Below are 22059 nucleotides of genomic sequence, written 5' to 3'. Positions count from 1 at the left end.
GGAATGGTGACGGAACAAGGCGGAGGTATTCCTGAAGCCGAAGGCGGACCGGTTCGTCACATTCCCGTCCTCCTGTCGGAGGTTCTCGCGGCGCTCGAGCCTGCGCCCGGCAAGGTCATCCTCGATGGCACCTTCGGTGCGGGCGGCTACAGCTCCGCAATCCTCAAGGCCGGCGCCGACGTCATCGCGCTCGACCGCGACCCGACGGCGATTGCCGCCGGCGAGAAGCAGGTCGCCGAGTGGGGCGGACGGCTGAAGCTTATTCATTCGCAGTTCTCCGAACTTGCCGCCTATGCGCCGGCCGAGGGGCTGGACGGCGTCGTGCTCGATATCGGCGTTTCCTCGATGCAGATCGATGAGGCAGAGCGCGGCTTCTCCTTCCAGAAGAAGGGGCCGCTCGACATGCGCATGTCGGCCTCGGGCGTTTCGGCCGCCGATGTCGTCAACCGTGCCAAGGTCTCCGATCTCATCCGCATCTTCGGTTTTCTCGGCGAAGAGAAGCAGGCGGGCCGCATTGCCCGCGCAATCGAGAAGCGCCGGGCCGAGCAGCCCTTCGAGACGACCCGCGACCTTGCGGGCCTGATCGAGGTGGTGACGCCGCGCAAGGCAAAAGACAAGATCCATCCGGCGACCCGCGTCTTCCAGGCGCTGCGCGTTTTCGTCAACGACGAACTCGGCGAGCTCGCTCAAGCGCTGTTTGCCGCCGAAAAGGCGCTGAAGCCAGGCGGCCGTCTTGTCGTTGTCACCTTCCATTCGCTCGAAGACCGCATCGTCAAGGCCTTCTTCCAGGATCGCTCCGGCAAGGCGAGCGGTTCGCGCCATCTGCCGATGGTTTCGGCGCGCGCGGCAACCTTCACGCCGGTTGGCAAGCCCATGGTGGCAGCCAGCGAGGAAGAAGCGTCCCTCAATCCGCGTGCCCGCTCTGCGAAGCTGCGCGCCGGCATCCGCACGCAAGCCGCGTCGCCGGGAAACGATCTATCCATTTTCAATCTGCCGGAACTGGCAAGCCTTGCACGGTTGGGGGGCTGACAAGACATGCTTCGAACGCTCGATATCGTTCTGATCGTCGTCATGACGGCCGCCGCGACGGTGACCTATACGATCAAGCATCGCGCCGAAAACAAGCTTGAGGAAGTCCGCAAGCTCGACGTGGCGATCAAGCTTGAAGAGGACACGATCGATCTGCTTCGCGCCGACTGGGCGCTCTTGACGCAGCCGAACCGGCTGGAGCGTCTGGTCGGTACCTTCGGTGCCGACCTGCAGCTTGCGCCGACGCCTTCCACACAGCTCGCCCAGCCGCAGGAACTGCCGATGCTGAAGGCGGATCTGCCGGTGCCGGAAGACAAGTCGGCGAAGGACGGTATCGCCTCGATCATCAACAAGACCGATAACATGGCAACTGGCTCGGTGGCGCGCTGATGTCGTTTCTCTCCCGCATCATGGTATTGAAGAGCAAGGCGCATTTCTCGGCAGGCGGCAACAACCGGCCGGCCGAAAGCGGCCTCAACGTCACCTTTCAAGGGACGCGCAAGAAGACCACCAATCAGGCGAAGAACCGCGTCGCCATCGTGATCGCGAGCTTCGGCATCGTCTATGCCGTCATCGGCGGGCGCCTGGTGCAATACGGCATGGCGCAGCCGGAAACGGTTTCCAGCATCGGCCGGGCCGACAACCTGATGGCCTCGCGTCCAGACATTCTCGACCGCAACGGCGAGATCCTCGCGACCGACATCCGCACCGTTTCGCTCTATGCCGAGCCGCACAAGATCGTCGATGCCGACGAGGCAGTCGAGCGCCTGTCGACGGTTCTGCCTGATATCAATGCGCGCGAAATCTACAACAAGCTGAAGTCGAAATCGCGCTTCCAGTGGCTGCGCCGCCAGTTGACCCCGAAGCAGCAGAGCGAGATCCTGGCGCTCGGCATTCCCGGCGTCGGCTTCCGTCCGGAAAAACGCCGCTTCTATCCCGGCGGCCACACCGCCGCGCATATTCTCGGCCACGTCAACATCGACAACCGCGGCGTTGCCGGCATGGAGCGCTACATCGACAGCCAGGGGCTCGCCGACCTTGCCGCGATCGGCATGACCAGCGACGCCAAGCTCGAGCCGGTGAAGCTCTCGATCGACGTGCGCGTGCAGAACATCGTGCGCGACGTTATCGACGCCGGTATGAAGAACTATCAGGCGCTGGCCGCCGGCGCCGTCGTGCTCGACGTCAACACCGGCGAAGTTCTGGCGATGGCGTCCGTTCCCGATTACGACCCGAACAAGCCGGCCGAAGGTGCGGAAGAGGGCTGGATGAACCGCATGTCGAACGGCACGTTCGAAATGGGCTCCACCTTCAAGACCTTCACCATCGCCATGGGGCTGGATTCCGGCAAGGTGACGCTCAACGACAGCTTCGACGCTTCGGCGCCGATCCGCATCGGCGGCTTCACCATCAAGGACTTCCACGGCAAGCGCCGCGTGCTGACCGTGCCTGAAATCTTCCAGTATTCGTCGAACATCGGCACGGCCAAGATCGCTGACCTCATCGGCATTCCCGGCCACAAGGAATTCCTGACGCGCATCGGTCTGCTTTCGAAGCTGCCGACCGAGCTGCCGGAGGTGAAAACCCCGACGCAGCCGCGCGAATGGAAGAAGATCAACTCGGTCACGATCTCCTTCGGCCACGGCGTCTCGACGACGCCGCTGCAGACGGCGGTTGCGGGTGCTGCACTCGTCAACGGCGGCAAGCTGATCGAGCCGACCTTCCTGCCGCGCACCGAGGAGCAGGCCAACGCAGTCGCCACGCCGGTGGTCAAGAAGAGCACTAGCGACGACATGCGCTTCCTCTTGCGCTGGAACGGCATTGCCGGCTCGGGCAAGCGTGCGCTGGTGCCGGGCTTCAACGTCGGTGGCAAGACCGGTACGGCCGACAAGGTGGTCAATGGCCGCTATGCCAGCGACCAGAACTTCAACGCCTTCCTCGCGGCCTTCCCGATCGACAACCCGAAATACATCGTGCTGACCTTCATCGACGCGCCGAAGACCGGCGAGGGTGGCGGGCGCACGGCAGGCTCGAACGCTGCTCCCATGGTTCGCGACATCATCAGCCGCTCCGCGCCGCTGCTCGGTGTCGAACCAAAGTTTGGAGAAGACGGTTCTGCCTTGCTTGTGTCTTATTAGACATGAAATGAGAAAGCGGACGATTCGCGATTCTTGCGGATCGAAATCGATGCGAGACGTGCGTTCATGAAGATCAAAGACCTGGCGGGATCGAACTTCCCGGAACTTTCGGCGCAACTGGGCGGCGCTGCCGCCGATATCGACGTTGCCGGACTGACGGCCGACAGTCGGCAGGTTCAGCCAGGGGATCTCTTCGTCGCAGTTACCGGCAGCAAGGCCAATGGCAGCACCTATATCGCCGACGCGCTGAAGCGCGGCGCGGTCGCCGTCGTCACCGAAGCGGGCTCGGATGTCGATGCCTCGTCGGCGCCGGTCCTGAAGCTCTCTGAACCCCGCGCTTTCCTGGCGCGCGCCGCTGCCGCCTTCTATGGCCGCCAGCCGGAAACCATGGTCGCCGTGACCGGCACCGCCGGCAAGACCTCGGTCGCCTCCTTCACCCGCCAGATCTGGGCGCATTCGGGCTTTGCGGCCGCGATGATCGGCACGACCGGTGTCGTGGCTCCCGGCCGCAACGATTACGGCTCGCTGACGACGCCCGATCCGGTGTCGCTGCACAAGCTCCTGGCCGAGCTTGCCGATACCGGCGTCACCCATGCGGCAATGGAAGCCTCCAGCCACGGCCTCGACCAGAGCCGTCTCGACGGCGTGCGCCTTTCGGCCGCCGCTTTCACCAATCTCGGCCGCGACCACATGGACTATCATCCGACGGTCGAGCACTACATGGCCTCCAAGATGCGGCTGTTCAATTCCCTGCTGCCGAAGGGTGCGCCGGCGGTGATCTTTGCCGACGACCAATGGTCGGAGCAGGCGATCGCCGCCGCCCGCAAGGCGAAGCTCGACGTGCGCACGGTCGGCCGCAAGGGCGATTTCATCTCGCTGAAGCGGGTCGAGCACTTCCGCCACAAGCAATCGGCCGAAGTGCATGTCGGCGACGACATCTTCGAAATCCACATTCCGCTCGCCGGCGATTTCCAGGTGGCGAACGCGCTGGTCGCGGCAGGCCTTGCGATGTCGACCGGCATCAGCGCCAAGGCTGCCTTCTCGGCGCTTGAGAAGCTGCAAGGCGCCTCCGGCCGCCTCGAGCTGGTCGGCCAGACCAAGGATGGCGCGCTCGCCTATGTCGACTATGCCCACAAGCCGGATGCGCTGGAAAACGTGCTGGCCTCGGTGCGTCCGTTCACGACCGGCCGCGTCGTCGTGGTCTTCGGCTGCGGCGGCGACCGCGACAAGGGCAAGCGCCCGATCATGGGCGAGATCGCGACAAGGCTTGCCGATGTGACGATCGTGACCGACGACAATCCGCGTTCGGAGATCCCCGAGGTGATCCGCGCCGAAATCATGACTGCTGCCAAGGGCGCAATCGAGATCGGCGACCGCGCCCAGGCGATCCGCACGGCGGTCGGCATGCTGAAGACCGGCGACACGCTGATCGTTGCCGGGAAGGGACATGAGGAGGGCCAGACGGTCGGCTCCGTGACGCTGCCCTTCTCGGATCATGCGGAGGTCCGCAAGGCATTGGGAGGCTTGTGATTTGAACTGGCTCTGGACAAGCAGCGATCTCCTGGCCGCGATGAACGGCCGGCCTGTCGGCAACCTGCCGGAAGGCATCAGCGGGATCTCGATTGACAGCCGCTCGATCGGCAAGGGCGAAGCTTTCTTTGCGATCAAGGGCGATCGCGTCGACGGCCACGACTATGCCGGCATTGCGCTCGCCAATGGCGCGGCAGTGCTGGTCGTCAGCGAAGGCAAGCTGCCGGCGCTCGGACGCCTCAATGCGCCGATGATCGTCGTCGACGACGTTCTCGAAGCGATGATCCGGCTGGGTTGCGCGGCGCGCGACCGCAGCGCCGCCAAGATCATCGCCGTCACCGGTTCGGTCGGCAAGACGACGACCAAGGAGATGCTGCGCCATGTGCTCAAGCCCCAGGGCCGCGTGCATGCTTCGGTCGCATCCTTCAATAATCACTGGGGCGTGCCGCTGACGCTCGCACGCATGCCCGAGGCAACCGACTTCGGCATCTTCGAGATCGGCATGAACCATCCGGGCGAGATCCGGCCGTTGACTGCCATGGTACGGCCGCACGTGGCCATGGTGACGAGCATCGCCGCCGCCCACCTCGGCAACTTCAAGAGCCTCGATGAGATCGCCGAGGCCAAGGCCGAGATCTTCGAAGGTGTCGTCAATGGCGGCCATGCGCTGATCATTCACGACAGCCCTCAATACAAGCTTCTGGAAAATGCCGCGGCTACGGCCGGCGTCAGCCACATCCATTCCTTCGGCGCCAATCCCAAGGCCGAATTCCGCCTGGTCGAATACAGTGGCGGTCCGGAAGGCTCCATTCTCTGGGCCGGCATCGGTGGTCGGACGCTGGAAGTGGCGATCGGCGCGCCCGGACGGCACATTGCCGAGAACGCGGTGGCCGTTCTGGCAGCGGTGAAGCTTGCCGGCGGCGATCTCGACTATGCGGCTTCGGCCCTTGCGACCATGCAGGCGGAAACGGGCAGGGGGCGACGCCATACGCTAGTGATCGGCACCGGCACGCTGAAGGTGATCGACGAGAGCTACAATGCCAATCCGAGCTCGATGCGGGCGGCGATCGCGCTCCTGCGCGACAGCGAACCGCCGGTCGGCGGCCGCCGCATCGCCGTGCTCGGCGACATGCTGGAAATGGGCGAACACGCCGTCGAGGTGCATGCCGCACTCGCCCGTCCGCTCGTCGAAGCCGGTATCACCGATGTCTGGCTTGCCGGACCTTTGATGGCGCATCTCCGTGATGCGCTACCTGCAGAAGTTTCGGTGATCTACCGCGAGAGCGTCGAGGACCTGAAGACGTATGCGTTGGCCGCCATCGCGCCCGGCGATGTCATCATGATCAAGTCGTCGAAGGGGACCGGCTGCGCCAAGATCGTGCAGGCGCTGATCGAGACCTATCCGGCAGCGGATGCCGAGGGACCTGAAGCCGAGGAATAAGCCGGCGACACCACCCATGATGGGCGCGGTGGATATAGCCTGGGGTTAGGTGGGCGCGCCCGAACACTTTCGCATGCTGCTGCATAACTCCTTAAATCGGAATCGATTTAGGGGAAAAATTATGCAGCGGATCAAAATGTTGCAGCGACCTTTGCGCGTCTAGTTAGACGCGCGGCGCTGTAATGCGTATCGTTTTTCAGATGATTCTGTTGGACGACGTCTATTACTAAACCTTTGGGGAAAGGTCCCTTATGCTCATTTGGCTCGTGGAACTGGCGGACCACTTTCAGTTTTTCAATCTTTTTCGCTACATCACCTTCCGCACCGGCGCGGCGCTCTTCACCTCGGCCATGATCGTCTTCCTGTTCGGCCCTGCAATGATCGCTTCGCTGCGCATCCGCCAGGGCAAGGGCCAGCCGATCCGCGCCGACGGGCCGCAGACGCATTTCAAGAAGGCCGGCACGCCGACTATGGGCGGCCTGATGATTCTGGCCGGCATCGTCGTCTCGTCGCTGCTCTGGGCCGATCTTTCCAGCGTCTACGTGGTCTCGACCCTGCTCGTCACCCTCGGTTTCGGCGCCATCGGCTTCTATGACGACTACCTCAAGGTCACCAAGCAGTCGGACAAGGGCTTTTCCGGCAAGGCGCGCCTCGGCTTCGAATTCATCATCGCAGCGATTGCGGTGTTCTTCATGATGCAGGCGTCGCTTTCGAGCGGTACCGCCGGCTCGACCTTCGGCTCCTCGGTCACGTTCCCCTTCTTCAAGGACCTGGTGATCAATCTCGGCTATTTCTTCGTGCTGTTCGGTGGCTTCGTTATCGTCGGCGCCGGCAATGCCGTGAACCTGACGGACGGTCTCGACGGCCTTGCGATCGTGCCGGTCATGATCGCCGCCGCTGCCTTCGGCCTGATCGCCTATCTCGCCGGTAACGCGGTCTTTGCCAACTACCTGCAGATCCATTTCGTGCCCGGCACCGGCGAGCTTGCCGTCATCCTCGGCGCCGTCATCGGCGCCGGCCTCGGCTTCCTCTGGTTCAACGCGCCGCCAGCCGCGATATTCATGGGCGACACCGGGTCGCTCGCGCTCGGCGGCCTGATCGGCACCGTTGCCGTTGCCGTCAAGCATGAGATCGTCATGGTCATCATCGGCGGCCTCTTCGTGATGGAAACCCTGTCGGTGATCATCCAGGTGTTCTGGTTCAAGCGCACCGGCCGCCGCGTCTTCCTGATGGCGCCGATCCACCACCACTTCGAAAAGAAGGGCTGGACGGAAAGCCAGGTCGTGATCCGTTTCTGGATCATCGCCGTCATCCTGGCGATGGTCGGCCTCTCCACCCTCAAGCTGCGGTGAGCGGACGATGATCCCGGTCACCACATTCAGCGGTGGGAAGGTCGCTCTTTTCGGGCTCGGCGGCTCGGGGCTTGCGACAGCGCAGGCGTTGGTCGCGGGTGGCGCGGACGTCACCGCGTGGGACGACAACCCGGACAGCGTCGCCAAGGCTTCCGCCGCGGGGGTGCCGACGGCGGACCTGCGCACGGTCGAGTGGTCCGGCTTTGCCGCCTTCGTGCTTTCGCCGGGCGTGCCGCTCACCCATCCGAAGCCGCACTGGACGGTGGATCTCGCCCATGCTTCGGGCGTCGAGATCATCGGCGACGTCGAGCTCTTCGTGCGCGAACGCCGCGCCCATGCGCCCGATTGCCCGTTCATCGCGATTACCGGCACCAACGGCAAGTCGACGACAACGGCGCTGATCGCGCATATCCTGAAGGAAAGCGGTCGCGACACCCAGCTCGGCGGCAATATCGGCACGGCGGTTCTGACGCTCGATCCGCCCAAGGCCGGCCGCTTCTACGTGGTCGAGTGCTCGTCCTACCAGATCGATCTGGCGCCGACTCTCAACCCGAGCGCCGGCATTCTCCTGAACCTCACGCCCGACCACCTCGATCGCCACGGCACGATGCAGCACTACGCCGACATCAAGGAGCGGCTGGTCGCCGGCAGCGGCACGGCCATCGTCGGCGTCGACGACAGCTTCTCGGCCCTGATCGCCGACCGGGTGGAGCGCGCGGGCACGAAGACGGTCCGAATCTCGCGCCGCCATGTGCTTGCCAATGGTCTTTATGCCGAAGGCTCGCGCATCCTGAAGGCAGAAGGCGGCACGTCCAGCCTGTTCGTCGATCTCGACGGTATTCAGACTTTGCGCGGCGGCCACAACGCCCAGAACGCGGCGGCTGCCATTGCCGCCTGCCTCGCAGTTGGCGTCAGCGCGGTGGAGATCCGCGACGGGCTGAAGAGCTTCCCCGGTCTCAAGCACCGCATGCAGCCGGTTGGGCGTAAGGGCGCGGTCGTGTTCGTCAACGATAGCAAGGCGACCAATGCCGACGCGGCAGCGCCGGCGCTTTCGAGCTATGAGCGCATCTACTGGATTGCCGGCGGTCTACCGAAGGAAGGGGGCATCACGACGCTTGCGCCCTTCTTCCCGAAGATCGTCAAGGCCTATCTGATCGGCGAGGCGGCGCCTGCCTTTGCGGCGACGCTCGGCGAGGCGGTTCCTTACGAAATTTCGGGCACGCTGGAGCAGGCGGTGGCGCATGCGGCCGCAGAGGCAGGCAAGGACGAAGCCGGCCCTTCGGCGGTGATGTTATCCCCGGCTTGCGCAAGCTTCGACCAGTATAAGAACTTCGAGGTGCGCGGCGATGCGTTTGTCGGCCATGTGCGCGCGATCGATGGCGTGACGATGCTGATTTAGTCCGTCACCGTCAGGCTGGTGCTGAAGGCACCGGTCGAAACGGAAGCGGGTGCAGGTATTCGGACATGGGGCGCAAGAGGCGCCGGAGAAGGGGACTGACAAGATGGTAAGCCGAGCCGAACGTGGCCCCGTGGCCGACTGGTTCTGGACGATCGACAGGTTCTTTCTGGCGACCTTCATCCTGTTGATGGGCGTCGGCTTCATGCTGTCCTTCGCCGCAAGCCCCGCCGTCGCCGAGCGCATCGGCCTCGACAGCTTCCACTTCGTCAAGCGTCACGCGCTCTTCCTCTTGCCGTCACTGGTGGTGATGGTCGGTATCTCGTTCCTCTCGCCGCGCCAGGTCAGGCGCGCTGCGATCCTGCTTCTCGGCGGCTCGCTCGCGATGATGGTGCTGGTGCTCTTCATCGGCGAGGAGGTGAAGGGCTCGATGCGCTGGCTTTCCATCGCCGGCATCTCGATCCAGCCCTCGGAATTCATGAAGCCGGCCTTTGTCGTCGTCTGCGCCTGGCTCTTCTCCGAACATGCGCGCCAACCGGAAATCCCCGGCAATCTCTTTGCCATCCTGCTCTTCGGCATCGTCGCAGCGCTTCTCGTCGCCCAGCCCGACCTTGGCCAGACGATCCTGACGACCGCGGTCTGGGGCGGCATGTTCTTCATGGCCGGCATGCCCTGGCTGTGGATCATCCTGCTCGGCGGTGCTGCGCTCGGCGGTTTCTTCGTCGCCTATACGATGCTGCCGCACGTGGCGGCCCGTATCGACAAGTTCCTGACCGGCGAGGGCGACACCTTCCAGATGGATACCGCACGCGAGGCGATCATTCGCGGCGACTGGTTCGGCCGGGGTCCTGGCGAAGGCATCGTCAAGCGCATCATCCCGGACAGCCATACCGACTTCGTCTTTTCCGTTGCGGCCGAGGAATTCGGCATCGTCTTTTGCATGGTCATCGTGCTGATCTTCGCCTTCCTGGTGATGCGCGGCCTCAACCATGCCTTCCGCGAACGCAACGACTTCAACCGGTTCGCCGTTGCCGGCCTGGTTCTCCAGATCGGCATCCAGTCGATGATCAACATCGGCGTGAACCTCGAACTGCTCCCGGCCAAGGGCATGACCCTGCCGCTGATCTCCTATGGTGGCTCGTCCATGGTGGCGATCTGCGTCACTGCCGGCTTCATCCTGGCTTTGACTCGTCACCGTCCGGAGAAGCGCGCCGTGGAGCGCAGCCTGTTTCGGTCCGGCATTGGTGTGCCGGCGGAGTAAAACATGACTAAAGGCATCATCCTGCTCGCCGCCGGCGGTACCGGCGGCCACCTGTTTCCGGCGGAGGCGCTGGCCCACGAACTGAAGGCCAATGGCTATTCGGTCCATCTCGTCACCGACAGCCGCGCAGAGCGTTATGCCGGCAAGTTCCCGGCCGACGAGGTGCATGTCGTGCCCTCGGCGACGATCGGCTCGAAGAACCCGATCAGTGTTGCGAAGTCGCTGTGGACGCTGTGGACCGGCATGCGTGCGGCGCGCAAGCTGATCGCGCGGCTGAAGCCCAAGGCTGTCGTCGGCTTCGGCGGCTATCCGACCGTTCCGCCGCTGCTTGCCGCCACCGGCATGGGCGTGCCGTCGATCATCCACGAGCAGAATGCCGTCATGGGCCGGGCCAACAAGGCGCTGGCTTCGCGCGTCAAGGCGATCGCCGGCGGCTTCCTGCCGGAAGGTACGGGCGCCTTTGCCGCGAAGACCGTGACAACCGGCAATCCGGTGCGCCCGGCCGTGCTGGCCGCCGCCAATTCGCCCTATGCCGCCGCCAGCGGCGACGCGCCGTTCCATCTTGTCGTCTTCGGCGGCAGCCAGGGCGCGCAATACTTCTCCAAGGCGGTCCCGCAGGCGATCTGCCGGCTCGAGGACGACGTTCGCCAGCGGTTCAAGGTCACCCAGCAGGCGCGCCCGGAAGACAGGGACGGCGTGATCGCCACTTACGAGAAGCTTGGCGTACCGGCCGAGGTCTCGCCGTTCTTCACGGACATGGCCGAGCGCATCGCCGGTGCCCAACTCGTTATCTGCCGCTCCGGCGCCTCGACGGTTTCCGAGCTTGCGGTCATCGGTCGCCCGGCGATCCTGGTGCCCTATCCCTATGCGCTCGACCACGATCAGGCGGCCAATGCCGCAGCACTCGCCGCCAAGGGTGGCGCGCGGGTGATCGCTCAAGGTGAACTCACGGCCGACCGCCTTGCAGGCATCCTCAAGGATGCGATCGGCAACCCGCAATCGCTCGCCCAGATGGCGGCAAACGCCCGGGAAACCGGCAAGCCGGACGCAGCAAGCTTGCTTGCATCCCTCGTAGAGGCTATTGCCAGCGGTTTGACAGTCGAGAAATTCAGGGAAACACGCTCATGAAAATGCCGAAAACCATCGGGCTGGTCCATTTCATCGGTATCGGCGGCATCGGCATGAGCGGCATCGCCGAGGTCCTTCACAATCTCGGCCACCGCGTGCAGGGTTCCGACCAGGCCGACAGCGCCAATGTGCAGCGCTTGCGCGCCAAGGGCATCGAGGTCTTCGTCGGCCACAAGGCCGAAAATCTCGGCGACGCCGAAGTGATCGTCGTTTCGACCGCGATCAAGAAGGACAATCCGGAACTGATCGTCGCCCGCGAGAAATTCCTTCCCGTCGTGCGTCGCGCCGAAATGCTCGCCGAGCTCATGCGCTTCCGCAACGCGATCGCGATCGGCGGTACGCATGGCAAGACGACGACGACTTCCATGGTTGCGGCGCTGCTCGAAGCCGGCAATCTCGACCCGACGGTCATCAACGGCGGCATCATCAATGCCTATGGCACCAATGCCCGCATGGGCGAGGGCGAGTGGATGGTGGTGGAGGCCGACGAATCCGATGGCACTTTCCTGAAGCTGCCGGCCGATGTGGCCGTCGTCACCAATATCGACCCCGAACATCTCGACCACTACGGCAATTTCGACGCGGTGCGCGCCGCCTTCCGACAGTTCGTCGAGAACGTGCCGTTCTACGGTTTCGGCGTGCTCTGCCTCGATCATCCGGAAGTGCAGACCATGGTCGGCAATATCGAGGACCGCAAGGTCGTGACCTACGGCGAGAACCCGCAGGCCGACGTGCGTTTCCACAACATCCGCATGGAGAACGGCACCTCGATCTTCGACATCGAGATCCGCCGTCGCCGCACCGGTCAGGTGATCCCGATGAAGGATCTGCGCCTGCCGATGCCCGGGCGCCACAACGTATCGAACGCGACTGCGGCGATTGCGGTTGCGCAGCGCCTCGGCATCAGCCCGGAAGCGATCGCCAGGGGGCTTGCCTCTTTCAGCGGCGTCAAGCGCCGCTTCACGCTGACCGGCGAATGGAACGGCGTGCGCGTCTATGACGACTACGGCCACCATCCGGTCGAGATCAAGGCGGTCTTAAGGGCCGCGCGCGAGGCCTGCCAGGGGCGAATCATCGCCGTGCACCAGCCGCATCGCTACTCGCGCCTTTCGAGCCTGTTCCAGGAATTCTCCGCCTGCTTCAACGATGCCGACACGATCCTGATCGCGCCGGTCTATGCGGCCGGCGAAGAAGCGATACCGGGCGCGACGGCCGAGGAGCTGGTGGATCGCATCAAGGCCGGCGGCCATCGCGACGCCCGTTACGTCTCCGGTCCGGAAGCGATTGCCCCGGTTGTCAGCAAGATTGCACAGCCCGGCGATTTTGTGGTTCTCTTGGGGGCTGGCAGCATCACCTACTGGGCGGCTGCCCTGCCTAAGGAACTCGCGGATATTTCAGGAATTTGAGCATGAAACAGGTCAACGGTCAGAAACTACTGGAATCGCTCGGAAGCGGTGTCAGCGCTGTGCGCGGCCGCATCACGCCCGACGCGCCGATGGATCGCGTCACCTGGTTCCGCGCCGGCGGCCTTGCCGAGCTGATGTTCCAGCCGCACGACACGGATGATCTCGTCACCTTCCTGAAGCTGGTTCCGGCCGAAGTGCCGGTCATGGTGGTCGGTGTCGGCTCGAACCTGCTCGTGCGCGACGGCGGCATTCCCGGCGTTGTCATCCGCCTCTCGGCCAAGGGCTTCGGCGATCTCGAGCTCGTCGGCGAAAATCGCATCAAGGCCGGCGCCATCTGCCCGGACAAGAACATCGCGGCCATGGCGCTCGATCACGGCATCGGGGGATTCTACTTCTTCTACGGCATCCCCGGCTCGCTCGGCGGCGCACTGCGCATGAACGCCGGCGCCAACGGCACGGAGACCCGTGAGCGTGTCGTCGAAGTCCATGCCGTCGACCGCCAGGGCAACCAGCATGTGCTGTCGAATGCCGATATGGGCTACGCCTATCGCCATTCGTCGGCACCAAAGGATCTGATCTTCACCCACGCGGTCTTCGAAGGTTACGCCGAGGACAAGAACAAGATCCGCACCGACATGGATGCGGTGCGTCAACATCGCGAAACGGTCCAACCGATCCGCGAAAAGACCGGCGGTTCGACCTTCAAGAACCCGGAGGGCCATTCCGCCTGGAAATTGATCGACGAAGCGGGGTGCCGGGGGCTCATGGTCGGCAGCGCCCAGATGTCGCCGCTGCACTGCAATTTCATGATCAATACCGGCCAGGCGACCGGCTACGAGCTGGAATACCTTGGAGAAACGGTGCGCCAACAAGTTCTCGAACATTCGGGCGTCCGGCTCGAATGGGAAATCAAGCGCATCGGTACCTTCATGCCGGGCTACGAGATCAAGGAATTCCTCGGCCGCGGCATCGCCTGAGGCTGTTGCGAGGATGTTTTGGAGAGGCCGTGGCGGCGACGCTGCGGCCTTTCGTTTATCTGGCAAGCGGCATCGCCGCGCTTTTGGAAGGACTATGGAACAAGAAACTCTGGCGCAAATTTCGGCCGCACTGAATGCGGGCTCGACGAATTACTCCGTCTTCCTGAGGCTGTACGAGGTGCAGCCTGTCCATCCGGTAGATTCAGACGCACTTGTGCAGATGGCGCTAGGGACAGGGGCCGAACTGGGCGGAATCGAACAAATTCAGCCTGAGCTCGTGTGGCCAACAGTGAAGGACGCTCTGCTCTATGCAGGGGATGCCGGCGCTGGTCCGTCCGACCTGGTACTCAAATCCGGAAAATTCAGATCGCTGATCGATCTTTTGGGGGAGCAGATCCATGCGATGGTCAAGGGCTCGACCATGATCGAGTCCTTCTGGCTTAGGAGCGGGCATCCGGCCTATCCCGTGTTTTGGGACTTCGCGCTTATCTTCCGGCATGAGGAAGGTGCAGCCATCTTCATTGGCGCGAGTTCAGACTAGGCGGAGGTTTTGCCGACAAAGCCTGCCAAAAAGGAGAGCCGCAGCGTTGCCGCTGCGGCTCTCCTTGTTTGCGGTCGGCCGCGCACAGGGGCGCGGCCAGTCCGATATCAGGCCGAGACCTCGTCTTCCGTCGACAGCACGAGGCAAAGCAGCGTGATGGCGGCGGCGGCCAGCAGGTAGTAGCCGACGTAATCCAGGCTGTAGTTGGTGGCGAGCCAGGTGGCGATGTAGGGCGCCAGAGACGCGCCGAAGATGCCGGCGAGATTAAAGGTCATGGACGCGCCGGTGTAGCGCACCGAGGTCGGGAAGGGGGCGGCAAGCGCTGCGCCGATCGGGCCGTAGGTGAGGCCCATGAGGCCTAGGCCGATGATCGAGAACAGGAAGGCGCCACCGATGCCGCCGGCCAGCAGCGGTGCCATGAAGAGGCCGAAGACGCCGATGCCGATCGTCGTGAGGATCAGCACCAGGCGGCGGCCGAACCGGTCCGAAAGGATGCCGGCGACCGGGATCATCAGGCCGAAGAAGACGACGCCGGTCATCTGTACGACGAGGAACTGCTCGCGCGAGTAGCCGAGCTTTGCCGTGCCCCAGGAGAGCGAGAACACCGTCATCAGATAGAACAGCACGAAGGTCGCGAGCGCCACGAAGGTGCCGAGAACGAGGCTGCGCTTGTGGAAGCGGAAGATCTCGGCGATCGGAACCTGCACGCGCTCGTGCTTGTCTACCGCCTTCTGGAACTCCGGCGTCTCGGTGATCTTCAGCCGGACATAGAGGCCGACGGCGACCAGCAGGATGCTGGCGATGAAGGGCACGCGCCAGCCCCAGGCGAGGAAGGCTTCGTTGCTCATGACTTCGCCGAGGATCAGGAAGGTGCCGGCCGACAGGATGAAACCGATCGGGGCGCCGAGCTGCGGGAACATGGCGTACCAGCTGCGCTTGCCCTCGGGCGCGTTTTCGGTGGCGAGCAGCACAGCGCCACCCCATTCGCCGCCGAGGCCGAGGCCCTGGCCGAAACGGCAAAGGGCCAAGAGCAGGGGCGCTGCGACGCCGATCGTCGCATAGGTCGGCAAAAGGCCGATCACGACGGTAGATATGCCCATGGTCATCAGTGCCGCCACGAGCGTCGCCTTGCGGCCGACCTTGTCGCCGAAATGGCCGAAGATGACGGCGCCGAAGGGGCGGGCGAAGAAGGCAATCGAGAAGGTCGCGAAGGACTGCAGCATTGCCGAGGTCGGGTCGGCGGTCGGGAAGAACAGGTGCGGAAAGACCAGCACTGCGGCGGTGGCGTAAACGTAGAAGTCGAAGAATTCGATGGTCGTGCCGACGAGGCTTGCGAACAGCACCCGGGCAGGGGAGTTCACTGCCGCGTGCTTCGACGCATTGTCCTTCGGCGACAGGGAGGTTGTCGCGTCTGTCATTATGATGGTTCCTGATATGGATTTCATACCGTCTTGGGAGGCGGTTGAGGGCTATTAACGCAAGTTTCGGCATGACGAAACCCTGAAACCGTAAGAAATGCGAACGATATCGGCGTCATGCGCAACATTATTCCGCTGGTGCATGGCTCTCTGCGGCAGAGGTTGGGTCTGCCTGTTGCTTGGGCAATATATTGAGCTGCGCTTGGTCGATTTCACCTTTTGCGCGCGTTTGACATCGCCTCACAACCCATCTTGACCGGAATCAAATTGTGGCAAACTCTGGGCACTTGAAGCGATCGGCTTCGTTTTTCAGGAGCGAATGCATGTTCAAAAGGCTTTCTGCGGAATTTCTGGGTACATTCTGGCTCGTTTTCGGCGGTTGCGGCAGCGCGGTGCTGGCGGCTGCCTTTCCTGAGGTCGGCATCGGCCTGCTCGGCGTTTCTTTTGCTTTTGGTCTCACCGTACTCACCATGGCCTATGCGGTCGGCGGCATCTCCGGTGGACACTTCAATCCGGCCGTTTCGGTTGGGCTGATGGTCGCCGGCAAGTTTCCGTCCCACAAGCTCGTCGGCTACGTTGTCTCCCAGGTGCTGGGCGCGATTGCCGCTGCGGGCGTGCTCTATCTGATCGCCAGCGGCAAGGCCGGTTTCCAGCTCGGTGGCTTTGCCGCCAACGGCTATGGCGAGCATTCACCGGGCGGCTATTCGCTGATATCAGCGCTTGTTGCCGAGGTGATGCTGACCTTCTTCTTCCTGTTCATCATTCTCGGTTCCACCCATGGCCGCGTGCCGGCCGGCTTCGCGCCGATCGCCATCGGCCTGGCGCTCACCCTCATTCACCTGGTCTCGATTCCGGTGACGAACACCTCGGTCAACCCGGCCCGCTCGACGGGGCAGGCGCTTTTCGTAGGCGATTGGGCGCTGGCACAGCTGTGGCTTTTCTGGGTGGCGCCGATCGTCGGTGCGGCAATCGCCGGCATCGTCTGGAAGATCGTCGGCGACGACGACTGAGCGTTCATCTCATTGTCCGAATTGAGCCCGCCGCCTCGTTTGCGGCGGGTTTTTCATTTTTTTTTCGCTTGTTACGCAATAGATTCAGGATTGCTCCGCAACCCTTTGATCTCCCGCCAAAATGCCTTGTCGCCTATGCGCGTGCACGCACGGCGCGTGTTTCGTTTCCCGACTAAGGTTAACGAAAGTAAACGGTTCGTTAACCATAATGCCGTTCTAGTGACCCAATGGCACCGGTGACTCGCGGGGACCGGAATCAGCCAGACGCAAGGAAACCTTGCGATAGTGGCGTATTGTTTGGGGGTTTGAATGAGCGGCAAGCATGTGGCTGTCCTGATGGGCGGATTTTCTTCGGAGCGACCGGTTAGCCTGTCGTCCGGGGCTGCCTGCGCGGATGCCCTTGAGGCCGCCGGCTATCGCGTCACCCGAATCGACGTCGACCGCAACGTTGCCGAGGTGCTCGCGGCACTCCGGCCGGACGTCGCCTTCAATGCTCTTCATGGTCCGTTCGGCGAGGACGGCACGATCCAGGGCATCCTCGAATATCTGGAAATTCCCTACACCCATTCCGGCGTACTCGCCTCGGCGCTCGCCATGGACAAGGCGCAGGCCAAGCACGTTGCGGCCGCCTCCGGCATTCCGGTTGCCGACGCGCAGGTGATGGATCGCCATGCCTTCGGTCCGAAGCACCCGATGAAGCCGCCCTATGTCGTCAAGCCGGTCCGTGAGGGCTCGAGCTTCGGCGTCGTCATCGTCAAGGAAGATCGGTCGCATCCGCCGCAAGTGGTAACCTCGAGCGAGTGGCGCTATGGCGACCGAATCATGGTCGAGCGTTATGTCGCCGGCCGCGAACTGACCTGTGGCGTCATGGGCGACAAGGCCCTTGGCGTGACCGAAATCATCCCGCAGGGCCATGCCTTCTACGATTATGACTCCAAGTACGTAAAAGGTGGTTCTCGCCACGTCATTCCGGCACAGATTTCACCAAATATTTACCAAAAAATACAAACACTCGCTCTGAAGGCGCATCAGGCAATCGGTTGCCGGGGCGTCAGCCGATCCGACTTTCGTTTCGATGACAGTTCCTCCGGTGAGGGCGAGCTGATCTGGCTGGAAATCAACACCCAGCCCGGCATGACGCCAACCTCCCTGGTGCCCGAGATGGCCGCGCATGCCGGCTATAGTTTCGGTGAGTTTTTGAGTTGGATGGTGGAGGAAGCGTCGTGTTTGCGTTGAGGGGCAGAAGGGGCAAGAGGGTTCGTCACCTCGATGGCGCTGCAGCCGTCGATGTGGACGGCGGCCGTGTGCTGCCGCGTCCGCTCCGTCGTGTCGTGCGCTTCTTCGTCAGTCTTGGTGCTGGCCGCGTTCGCTTTCCGGCCCGTACCGGCACGATCTCGGCGCTCGCCTTTTTTGCTGCGACGGGCTTCTACGGCATGTCGCTCGGCGGTCATACGCAGAACTTCGCGCAAGCTTCGACCGCCGCCGCGGGATTTGCGATCGAAGACGTCAAGGTTTCCGGCAACGACCAGACCTCGGAGATCGACATCCTCCAGCAGCTCGGCCTGGACGGCACGACGTCGCTGGTGGCGCTCGATATCGCCGAGGCCCGCAAGCTGATCGCGGAAATGCCCTGGGTTCAGGGCGTGACGGTGCGCAAGGTCTATCCCGGCACGATCGAGGTCAACCTTACCGAGCGCAAGGCCTTTGGCATCTGGCAGCACGGCTCCGATCTTTCGCTGATCGAAAGAAGCGGCAGCGTGATTGCGCCGCTGCGCGACAACAAGTTTGCGGCGCTGCCGCTGTTCGTTGGCCGCGATGCCGAAACGGCGGCCGCCGATTTCTACGACGAGTTTTCCCGCTGGCCGGAGATCCGCTCGCGGGTGAGGGCCTTCGTTCGCGTCGCCGGTCGCCGTTGGGACCTGCGCCTCGATAACGGCATCATCGTCAAGTTGCCGGAGCACGACGTCGCCCAGGCGATGCAAGTGCTCTCCGACATGGAAAGCCAGCACCAGCTCCTGGAGCGCGACATCGCGGCCGTGGATCTGAGGCTGCAGGATCGAACCACAGTTCAGTTGACTCCGGGTGCAGTCACCCGGCGCGAAGTTGCCTTGAAGGCGAGGGACAAAATGCTGAAGGCGCAGGAGACCGAAAAGAAGAAAGAGGGGCGGATATGAGTTTGTTCGGTTCCTCCAGCTTTGGCTTGCCGCGCCTGAAGCCGCTTTCTTCGAAGCGGTCTCACGTTGTCTCGGTGCTGGATATCGGTTCGACCAAGGTGGTCTGCATGATCGGCCGGCTGACGCCGCGCGCCGAGAGCCAGATCCTGCCGAACCGCACCCACAACGTCGAAATCATCGGCATCGGCCATCAGAAGTCGCGGGGCGTCAAGAACGGTGTCGTCGCCGATCTCGATGCGGTCGAAAGCGTCGTGCGGCTCGCGGTCGACGCGGCCGAGCGTATGGCCGGGCTTACCATCGACAGCATGATCGTCAACGTTTCGGCCGGCCGGCTGCAGAGCGACGTCTACACCGCGACGATCGATCTCGGCGGTCAGGAAGTCGACGCCAACGATCTGCGCAAGGTTCTGTCGGCCGCCGGCCAGCAGTCGCTGCGGTCCGACCGCGCCATCCTGCACTCACTGCCTACGGGCTTCTCGCTCGATGGCGAACGCGGCATCCGTGATCCGCTCGCCATGTTCGGCGACGTTCTCGGCGTCGACATGCATGTGCTGACGGCCGAGCGTGCAGCGCTGAAGAACCTGGAACTCTGCGTCAACCGCGCTCACCTCTCGGTCGAGGGCATGGTGGCGACCCCCTATGCCAGCGGGCTTGCAGCGCTCGTCGACGACGAAGTCGAGCTCGGCTGTGCCGCGATCGACATGGGCGGCGGCACGACGACGATCTCGGTCTTTGCCGAAGGCAAACTGGTTCACGCTGACGCCGTCAGCCTCGGCGGCCACCACGTGACGACGGACCTGGCGCGCGGTCTTTCGACCCGCATCGAAGACGCCGAGCGGCTGAAGGTCGTGCACGGTTCGGCACTGCCCAACAGCGCCGACGAACGCGACATCGTCTCGGTTCCGCCGATCGGCGAGGACGACCGCGATCAGCCGACGCATGTGCCGCGTGCGCTCGTCTCGCGCATCGTGCGCGCCCGCATCGAAGAGACGCTCGAATTGATCCGCGACCGCATCCAGCGCTCGGGCTTCAGCCCGATCGTCGGCAAGCGCATCGTTCTGACGGGCGGCGCAAGCCAGCTCACGGGCCTGCCGGAAGCGGCGCGCCGCATCCTCGCCCGCAATGTTCGCATCGGCCGTCCGCTCGGAGTTTCCGGGCTGCCCGCGGCTGCCAAGGGGCCGGCCTTCTCCACGGCGGTCGGCCTGATGATCTATCCGCAGGTCGCCGACCTCGAGACCCATGCCGCCCACGGCGGCATGTTCTCGGCGCTCGGCGCCGGCAACGGTCGCATCGCCCGCATGGGGCAGTGGCTGAAAGAGAGCTTTTGAGTGACGTTCGGCGCCGACAGGGACGGCGTCGGATGAAGGAAATGTTGGACTTTGAGAGATTTGGCCGGCTCGGCAAGGCGGCCAGAAAACAGAAGGAACGGGTACAATGACTATCAACTTGCAGAAGCCGGATATCACGGAGCTGAAGCCGCGCATCACCGTCTTTGGCGTGGGTGGTGGCGGTGGCAACGCCGTCAACAACATGATCACTGCAGGCCTCCAGGGCGTCGATTTCGTCGTCGCCAACACCGATGCCCAGGCACTGACCATGACCAAGGCCGAGCGCATCATCCAGATGGGCGTCGCCGTCACCGAAGGTCTCGGCGCCGGTTCGCAGCCGGAAGTCGGCCGCGCGGCCGCCGAAGAGTGCATCGATGAGATCATCGACCACCTGAACGGCACCCACATGTGCTTCGTCACCGCCGGCATGGGCGGCGGCACCGGCACGGGTGCAGCCCCGATCGTTGCCCAGGCCGCCCGCAACAAGGGCATCCTGACGGTCGGCGTCGTCACCAAGCCGTTCCATTTCGAAGGCGCGCGCCGTATGCGCCTCGCCGACCAGGGCATTGCCGAACTGCAGAAGTCGGTCGACACCCTGATCGTCATCCCGAACCAGAACCTCTTCCGCATCGCCAACGACCGCACGACCTTTGCGGACGCCTTCGCGATGGCCGACCAGGTTCTCTATTCGGGCGTTGCCTGCATCACCGACCTCATGGTCAAGGAAGGCCTCATCAACCTCGACTTCGCCGACGTCCGCTCGGTGATGCGTGAAATGGGCCGCGCCATGATGGGTACCGGCGAAGCTTCGGGCGAAGGCCGTGCACTGGCCGCTGCCGAAGCCGCGATTGCCAACCCGCTGCTCGACGAGACCTCGATGAAGGGCGCCCAGGGCCTCCTGATCTCGATCACCGGTGGCCGCGACCTGACGCTGTTCGAACTCGACGAAGCCGCAACCCGTATTCGCGAAGAAGTCGACCCGGATGCCAACATCATCCTCGGCGCGACGTTCGACGAAGAACTCGAAGGCCTGATCCGCGTCTCGGTCGTCGCCACCGGCATCGACCGTACGGCCGCGGAGGTGGCGGGTCGTTCCGCTGACTTTCGTCCGGTAGCAGCCAAACCGGTCGTCCGTCCGTCGGCCGCCATTCCTGCCCAGCAGCCGCAGCCGGTTGCCCAGCACCAGCCGGCCCCGGTTCATCAGCCGGTAATGCAGCAGCCCGTCGCCCAGCCGGTGCAGCCGGTTCAGCAGCAGCCGTCTGTCGATCACATCGCGGCTGCGATCCGCGAAGCCGAAATGGAGCGCGAGCTCGATATCGCGACCCGCGCCGCCCAGGCACAGGTCCAGGCTCCGGCTCAGCAAGCGCATGAAGAGAACTTCCGTCCCCAGAGCAAGCTTTTCGCCGGTGCAGCACCGGTAGAGGCCGCTCCGGTCATGCGCCAGCCGCAGCCGCAGATGCAGCCGGTTCAGGCCCAGCCTCAGCCGCAGCCGGTGATGCGCCAGGAGCCCGTTGCTCCGGTCATGCGCCAGCAGCCGGAACAGGTTCGCATGCCGAAGGTCGAAGACTTTCCGCCAGTCGTGAAGGCCGAGATGGACCGTCGCGCCCAGCCGGCAGCCCCGATCGCGGAAGAGCGTGGCCCGATGGGTCTCTTGAACCGCATCACCAGCTCGCTTGGCCTGCGTGAGCGCGAACAGACCCCGGCGGCCGCCGACATGACGGCTTCCGCACCGACCGCTGCTTCCCAGCAGCGCCGGCCGCTCTCGCCGGAAGCGAGCCTCTATGCGCCGCGTCGCGGCCAGCTTGACGATCACGGTCGCGTTTCGCAGCAGACGCGCCCGCAAGAAGATGATCAGCTCGAAATCCCGGCGTTCCTGCGCCGTCAGTCGAACTGATTGGAAGGCCCGTTCCTTCACCTTGCCGAATGCCCG

At 63.7% G+C, this 22059-nt stretch carries 18 protein-coding genes; 17 read left to right on the top strand and 1 reads right to left on the bottom strand.

The annotated features are described in order from the left end of the window. The first annotated feature begins 3 nt into the window (after window positions 1-3). The 12 genes from rsmH (at window position 4) to BLU35_RS16225 (ending at window position 14199) form a co-directional block, all read left to right on the top strand. On the top strand, window positions 4-1029 hold the full coding sequence (gene rsmH / locus BLU35_RS16280; protein ID WP_057253457.1) for a 16S rRNA (cytosine(1402)-N(4))-methyltransferase RsmH: 1026 nt from the start codon (window positions 4-6) through the stop codon (window positions 1027-1029). 6 nt (window positions 1030-1035) lie between these two features. Next, window positions 1036-1419 (top strand): cell division protein FtsL, encoded by a 384-nt coding sequence (ftsL, locus tag BLU35_RS16275; RefSeq protein ID WP_057253459.1) that lies wholly within the window; start codon window positions 1036-1038, stop codon window positions 1417-1419. Next, a complete protein-coding gene (locus tag BLU35_RS16270) occupies window positions 1419-3167 on the top strand; it encodes a peptidoglycan D,D-transpeptidase FtsI family protein (protein WP_057253461.1) in 1749 nt (582 codons plus the stop codon). The genes ftsL and BLU35_RS16270 overlap by 1 nt, the downstream gene beginning before the upstream one ends. 66 nt (window positions 3168-3233) lie before the next feature. Continuing rightward, entirely contained in the window at window positions 3234-4697 is a 1464-nt protein-coding gene (locus BLU35_RS16265; protein ID WP_093233726.1) for a UDP-N-acetylmuramoyl-L-alanyl-D-glutamate--2,6-diaminopimelate ligase, read from the top strand. 1 nt (window position 4698) lies between these two features. Beyond that, window positions 4699-6138: a UDP-N-acetylmuramoylalanyl-D-glutamyl-2,6-diaminopimelate--D-alanyl-D-alanine ligase gene (locus BLU35_RS16260; protein WP_093233714.1), complete on the top strand. Its 1440-nt coding sequence runs from the start codon at window positions 4699-4701 to the stop codon at window positions 6136-6138. Window positions 6139-6389: 251 nt separating this feature from the next. Then, entirely contained in the window at window positions 6390-7490 is a 1101-nt protein-coding gene (gene mraY / locus BLU35_RS16255) for a phospho-N-acetylmuramoyl-pentapeptide-transferase (RefSeq protein WP_057253465.1), read from the top strand. 7 nt (window positions 7491-7497) lie between these two features. Beyond that, a complete protein-coding gene (gene murD / locus BLU35_RS16250) occupies window positions 7498-8889 on the top strand; it encodes a UDP-N-acetylmuramoyl-L-alanine--D-glutamate ligase (RefSeq protein WP_093233713.1) in 1392 nt (463 codons plus the stop codon). 103 nt (window positions 8890-8992) lie between these two features. Continuing rightward, window positions 8993-10147, top strand: a complete 1155-nt coding sequence (gene ftsW / locus BLU35_RS16245) for a putative lipid II flippase FtsW (protein ID WP_057253468.1) — start codon at window positions 8993-8995, stop codon at window positions 10145-10147. 3 nt (window positions 10148-10150) lie between these two features. Beyond that, window positions 10151-11275, top strand: coding sequence for an undecaprenyldiphospho-muramoylpentapeptide beta-N-acetylglucosaminyltransferase (murG, locus tag BLU35_RS16240; protein ID WP_057253470.1), 1125 nt, complete (start codon window positions 10151-10153; stop codon window positions 11273-11275). Beyond that, a complete protein-coding gene (murC, locus tag BLU35_RS16235; protein ID WP_057253472.1) occupies window positions 11272-12681 on the top strand; it encodes a UDP-N-acetylmuramate--L-alanine ligase in 1410 nt (469 codons plus the stop codon). Before murG ends, murC begins: the two co-directional genes overlap by 4 nt. Window positions 12682-12683: 2 nt before the next feature. Then, window positions 12684-13658, top strand: a complete 975-nt coding sequence (gene murB, locus BLU35_RS16230) for a UDP-N-acetylmuramate dehydrogenase (RefSeq protein WP_058321243.1) — start codon at window positions 12684-12686, stop codon at window positions 13656-13658. 94 nt (window positions 13659-13752) lie between these two features. Next, window positions 13753-14199 (top strand): hypothetical protein, encoded by a 447-nt coding sequence (locus tag BLU35_RS16225; protein ID WP_093233712.1) that lies wholly within the window; start codon window positions 13753-13755, stop codon window positions 14197-14199. Window positions 14200-14306: 107 nt separating this feature from the next. Here the strand turns inward: BLU35_RS16225 and BLU35_RS16220 are convergent, their stop codons facing one another. After that, a complete protein-coding gene (locus BLU35_RS16220; protein WP_093233711.1) occupies window positions 14307-15617 on the bottom strand; it encodes an MFS transporter in 1311 nt (436 codons plus the stop codon). A gap of 323 nt (window positions 15618-15940) precedes the next feature. Between BLU35_RS16220 and aqpZ the strand changes: the two genes are divergently transcribed. The 5 genes from aqpZ (at window position 15941) to ftsZ (ending at window position 22023) form a co-directional block, all read left to right on the top strand. Beyond that, window positions 15941-16627 (top strand): aquaporin Z, encoded by a 687-nt coding sequence (gene aqpZ / locus BLU35_RS16215; protein WP_093233710.1) that lies wholly within the window; start codon window positions 15941-15943, stop codon window positions 16625-16627. A gap of 309 nt (window positions 16628-16936) precedes the next feature. Continuing rightward, window positions 16937-17863: a D-alanine--D-alanine ligase gene (locus BLU35_RS16210; RefSeq protein ID WP_093233709.1), complete on the top strand. Its 927-nt coding sequence runs from the start codon at window positions 16937-16939 to the stop codon at window positions 17861-17863. Further along, window positions 17851-18801 (top strand): cell division protein FtsQ, encoded by a 951-nt coding sequence (ftsQ, locus tag BLU35_RS16205; RefSeq protein WP_093233708.1) that lies wholly within the window; start codon window positions 17851-17853, stop codon window positions 18799-18801. Before BLU35_RS16210 ends, ftsQ begins: the two co-directional genes overlap by 13 nt. Further along, window positions 18798-20129, top strand: coding sequence for a cell division protein FtsA (gene ftsA, locus BLU35_RS16200; RefSeq protein ID WP_057253485.1), 1332 nt, complete (start codon window positions 18798-18800; stop codon window positions 20127-20129). Before ftsQ ends, ftsA begins: the two co-directional genes overlap by 4 nt. 106 nt (window positions 20130-20235) lie before the next feature. Beyond that, entirely contained in the window at window positions 20236-22023 is a 1788-nt protein-coding gene (gene ftsZ, locus BLU35_RS16195) for a cell division protein FtsZ (protein ID WP_093233707.1), read from the top strand. Window positions 22024-22059: the final 36 nt, after the last annotated feature.

This window comes from Sinorhizobium sp. NFACC03 (assembly GCF_900103435.1).
Taxonomy (GTDB): domain Bacteria; phylum Pseudomonadota; class Alphaproteobacteria; order Rhizobiales; family Rhizobiaceae; genus Ensifer.
This window is presented reverse-complemented; position numbering and strand designations above follow the sequence as displayed.

Excerpts from the sequence above, each read along its gene's own strand:
- murC (WP_057253472.1), top strand. The coding sequence starts at position 11,272 with ATGAAAATGCCGAAAACCATCGGGCTGGTCCATTTCATCGGTATCGGC.
- ftsW (WP_057253468.1), top strand. The coding sequence starts at position 8,993 with ATGGTAAGCCGAGCCGAACGTGGCCCCGTGGCCGACTGGTTCTGGACG.
- aqpZ (WP_093233710.1), top strand. The coding sequence starts at position 15,941 with ATGTTCAAAAGGCTTTCTGCGGAATTTCTGGGTACATTCTGGCTCGTT.
- murG (WP_057253470.1), top strand. The coding sequence starts at position 10,151 with ATGACTAAAGGCATCATCCTGCTCGCCGCCGGCGGTACCGGCGGCCAC.
- murB (WP_058321243.1), top strand. The coding sequence starts at position 12,684 with ATGAAACAGGTCAACGGTCAGAAACTACTGGAATCGCTCGGAAGCGGT.
- BLU35_RS16225 (WP_093233712.1), top strand. The coding sequence starts at position 13,753 with ATGGAACAAGAAACTCTGGCGCAAATTTCGGCCGCACTGAATGCGGGC.
- rsmH (WP_057253457.1), top strand. The coding sequence starts at position 4 with ATGGTGACGGAACAAGGCGGAGGTATTCCTGAAGCCGAAGGCGGACCG.
- mraY (WP_057253465.1), top strand. The coding sequence starts at position 6,390 with ATGCTCATTTGGCTCGTGGAACTGGCGGACCACTTTCAGTTTTTCAAT.
- ftsA (WP_057253485.1), top strand. The coding sequence starts at position 18,798 with ATGAGTTTGTTCGGTTCCTCCAGCTTTGGCTTGCCGCGCCTGAAGCCG.
- murD (WP_093233713.1), top strand. The coding sequence starts at position 7,498 with ATGATCCCGGTCACCACATTCAGCGGTGGGAAGGTCGCTCTTTTCGGG.
- ftsZ (WP_093233707.1), top strand. The coding sequence starts at position 20,236 with ATGACTATCAACTTGCAGAAGCCGGATATCACGGAGCTGAAGCCGCGC.
- ftsL (WP_057253459.1), top strand. The coding sequence starts at position 1,036 with ATGCTTCGAACGCTCGATATCGTTCTGATCGTCGTCATGACGGCCGCC.
- BLU35_RS16210 (WP_093233709.1), top strand. The coding sequence starts at position 16,937 with ATGAGCGGCAAGCATGTGGCTGTCCTGATGGGCGGATTTTCTTCGGAG.
- BLU35_RS16265 (WP_093233726.1), top strand. The coding sequence starts at position 3,234 with ATGAAGATCAAAGACCTGGCGGGATCGAACTTCCCGGAACTTTCGGCG.
- BLU35_RS16220 (WP_093233711.1), bottom strand. The coding sequence starts at position 15,617 with ATGACAGACGCGACAACCTCCCTGTCGCCGAAGGACAATGCGTCGAAG.
- BLU35_RS16270 (WP_057253461.1), top strand. The coding sequence starts at position 1,419 with ATGTCGTTTCTCTCCCGCATCATGGTATTGAAGAGCAAGGCGCATTTC.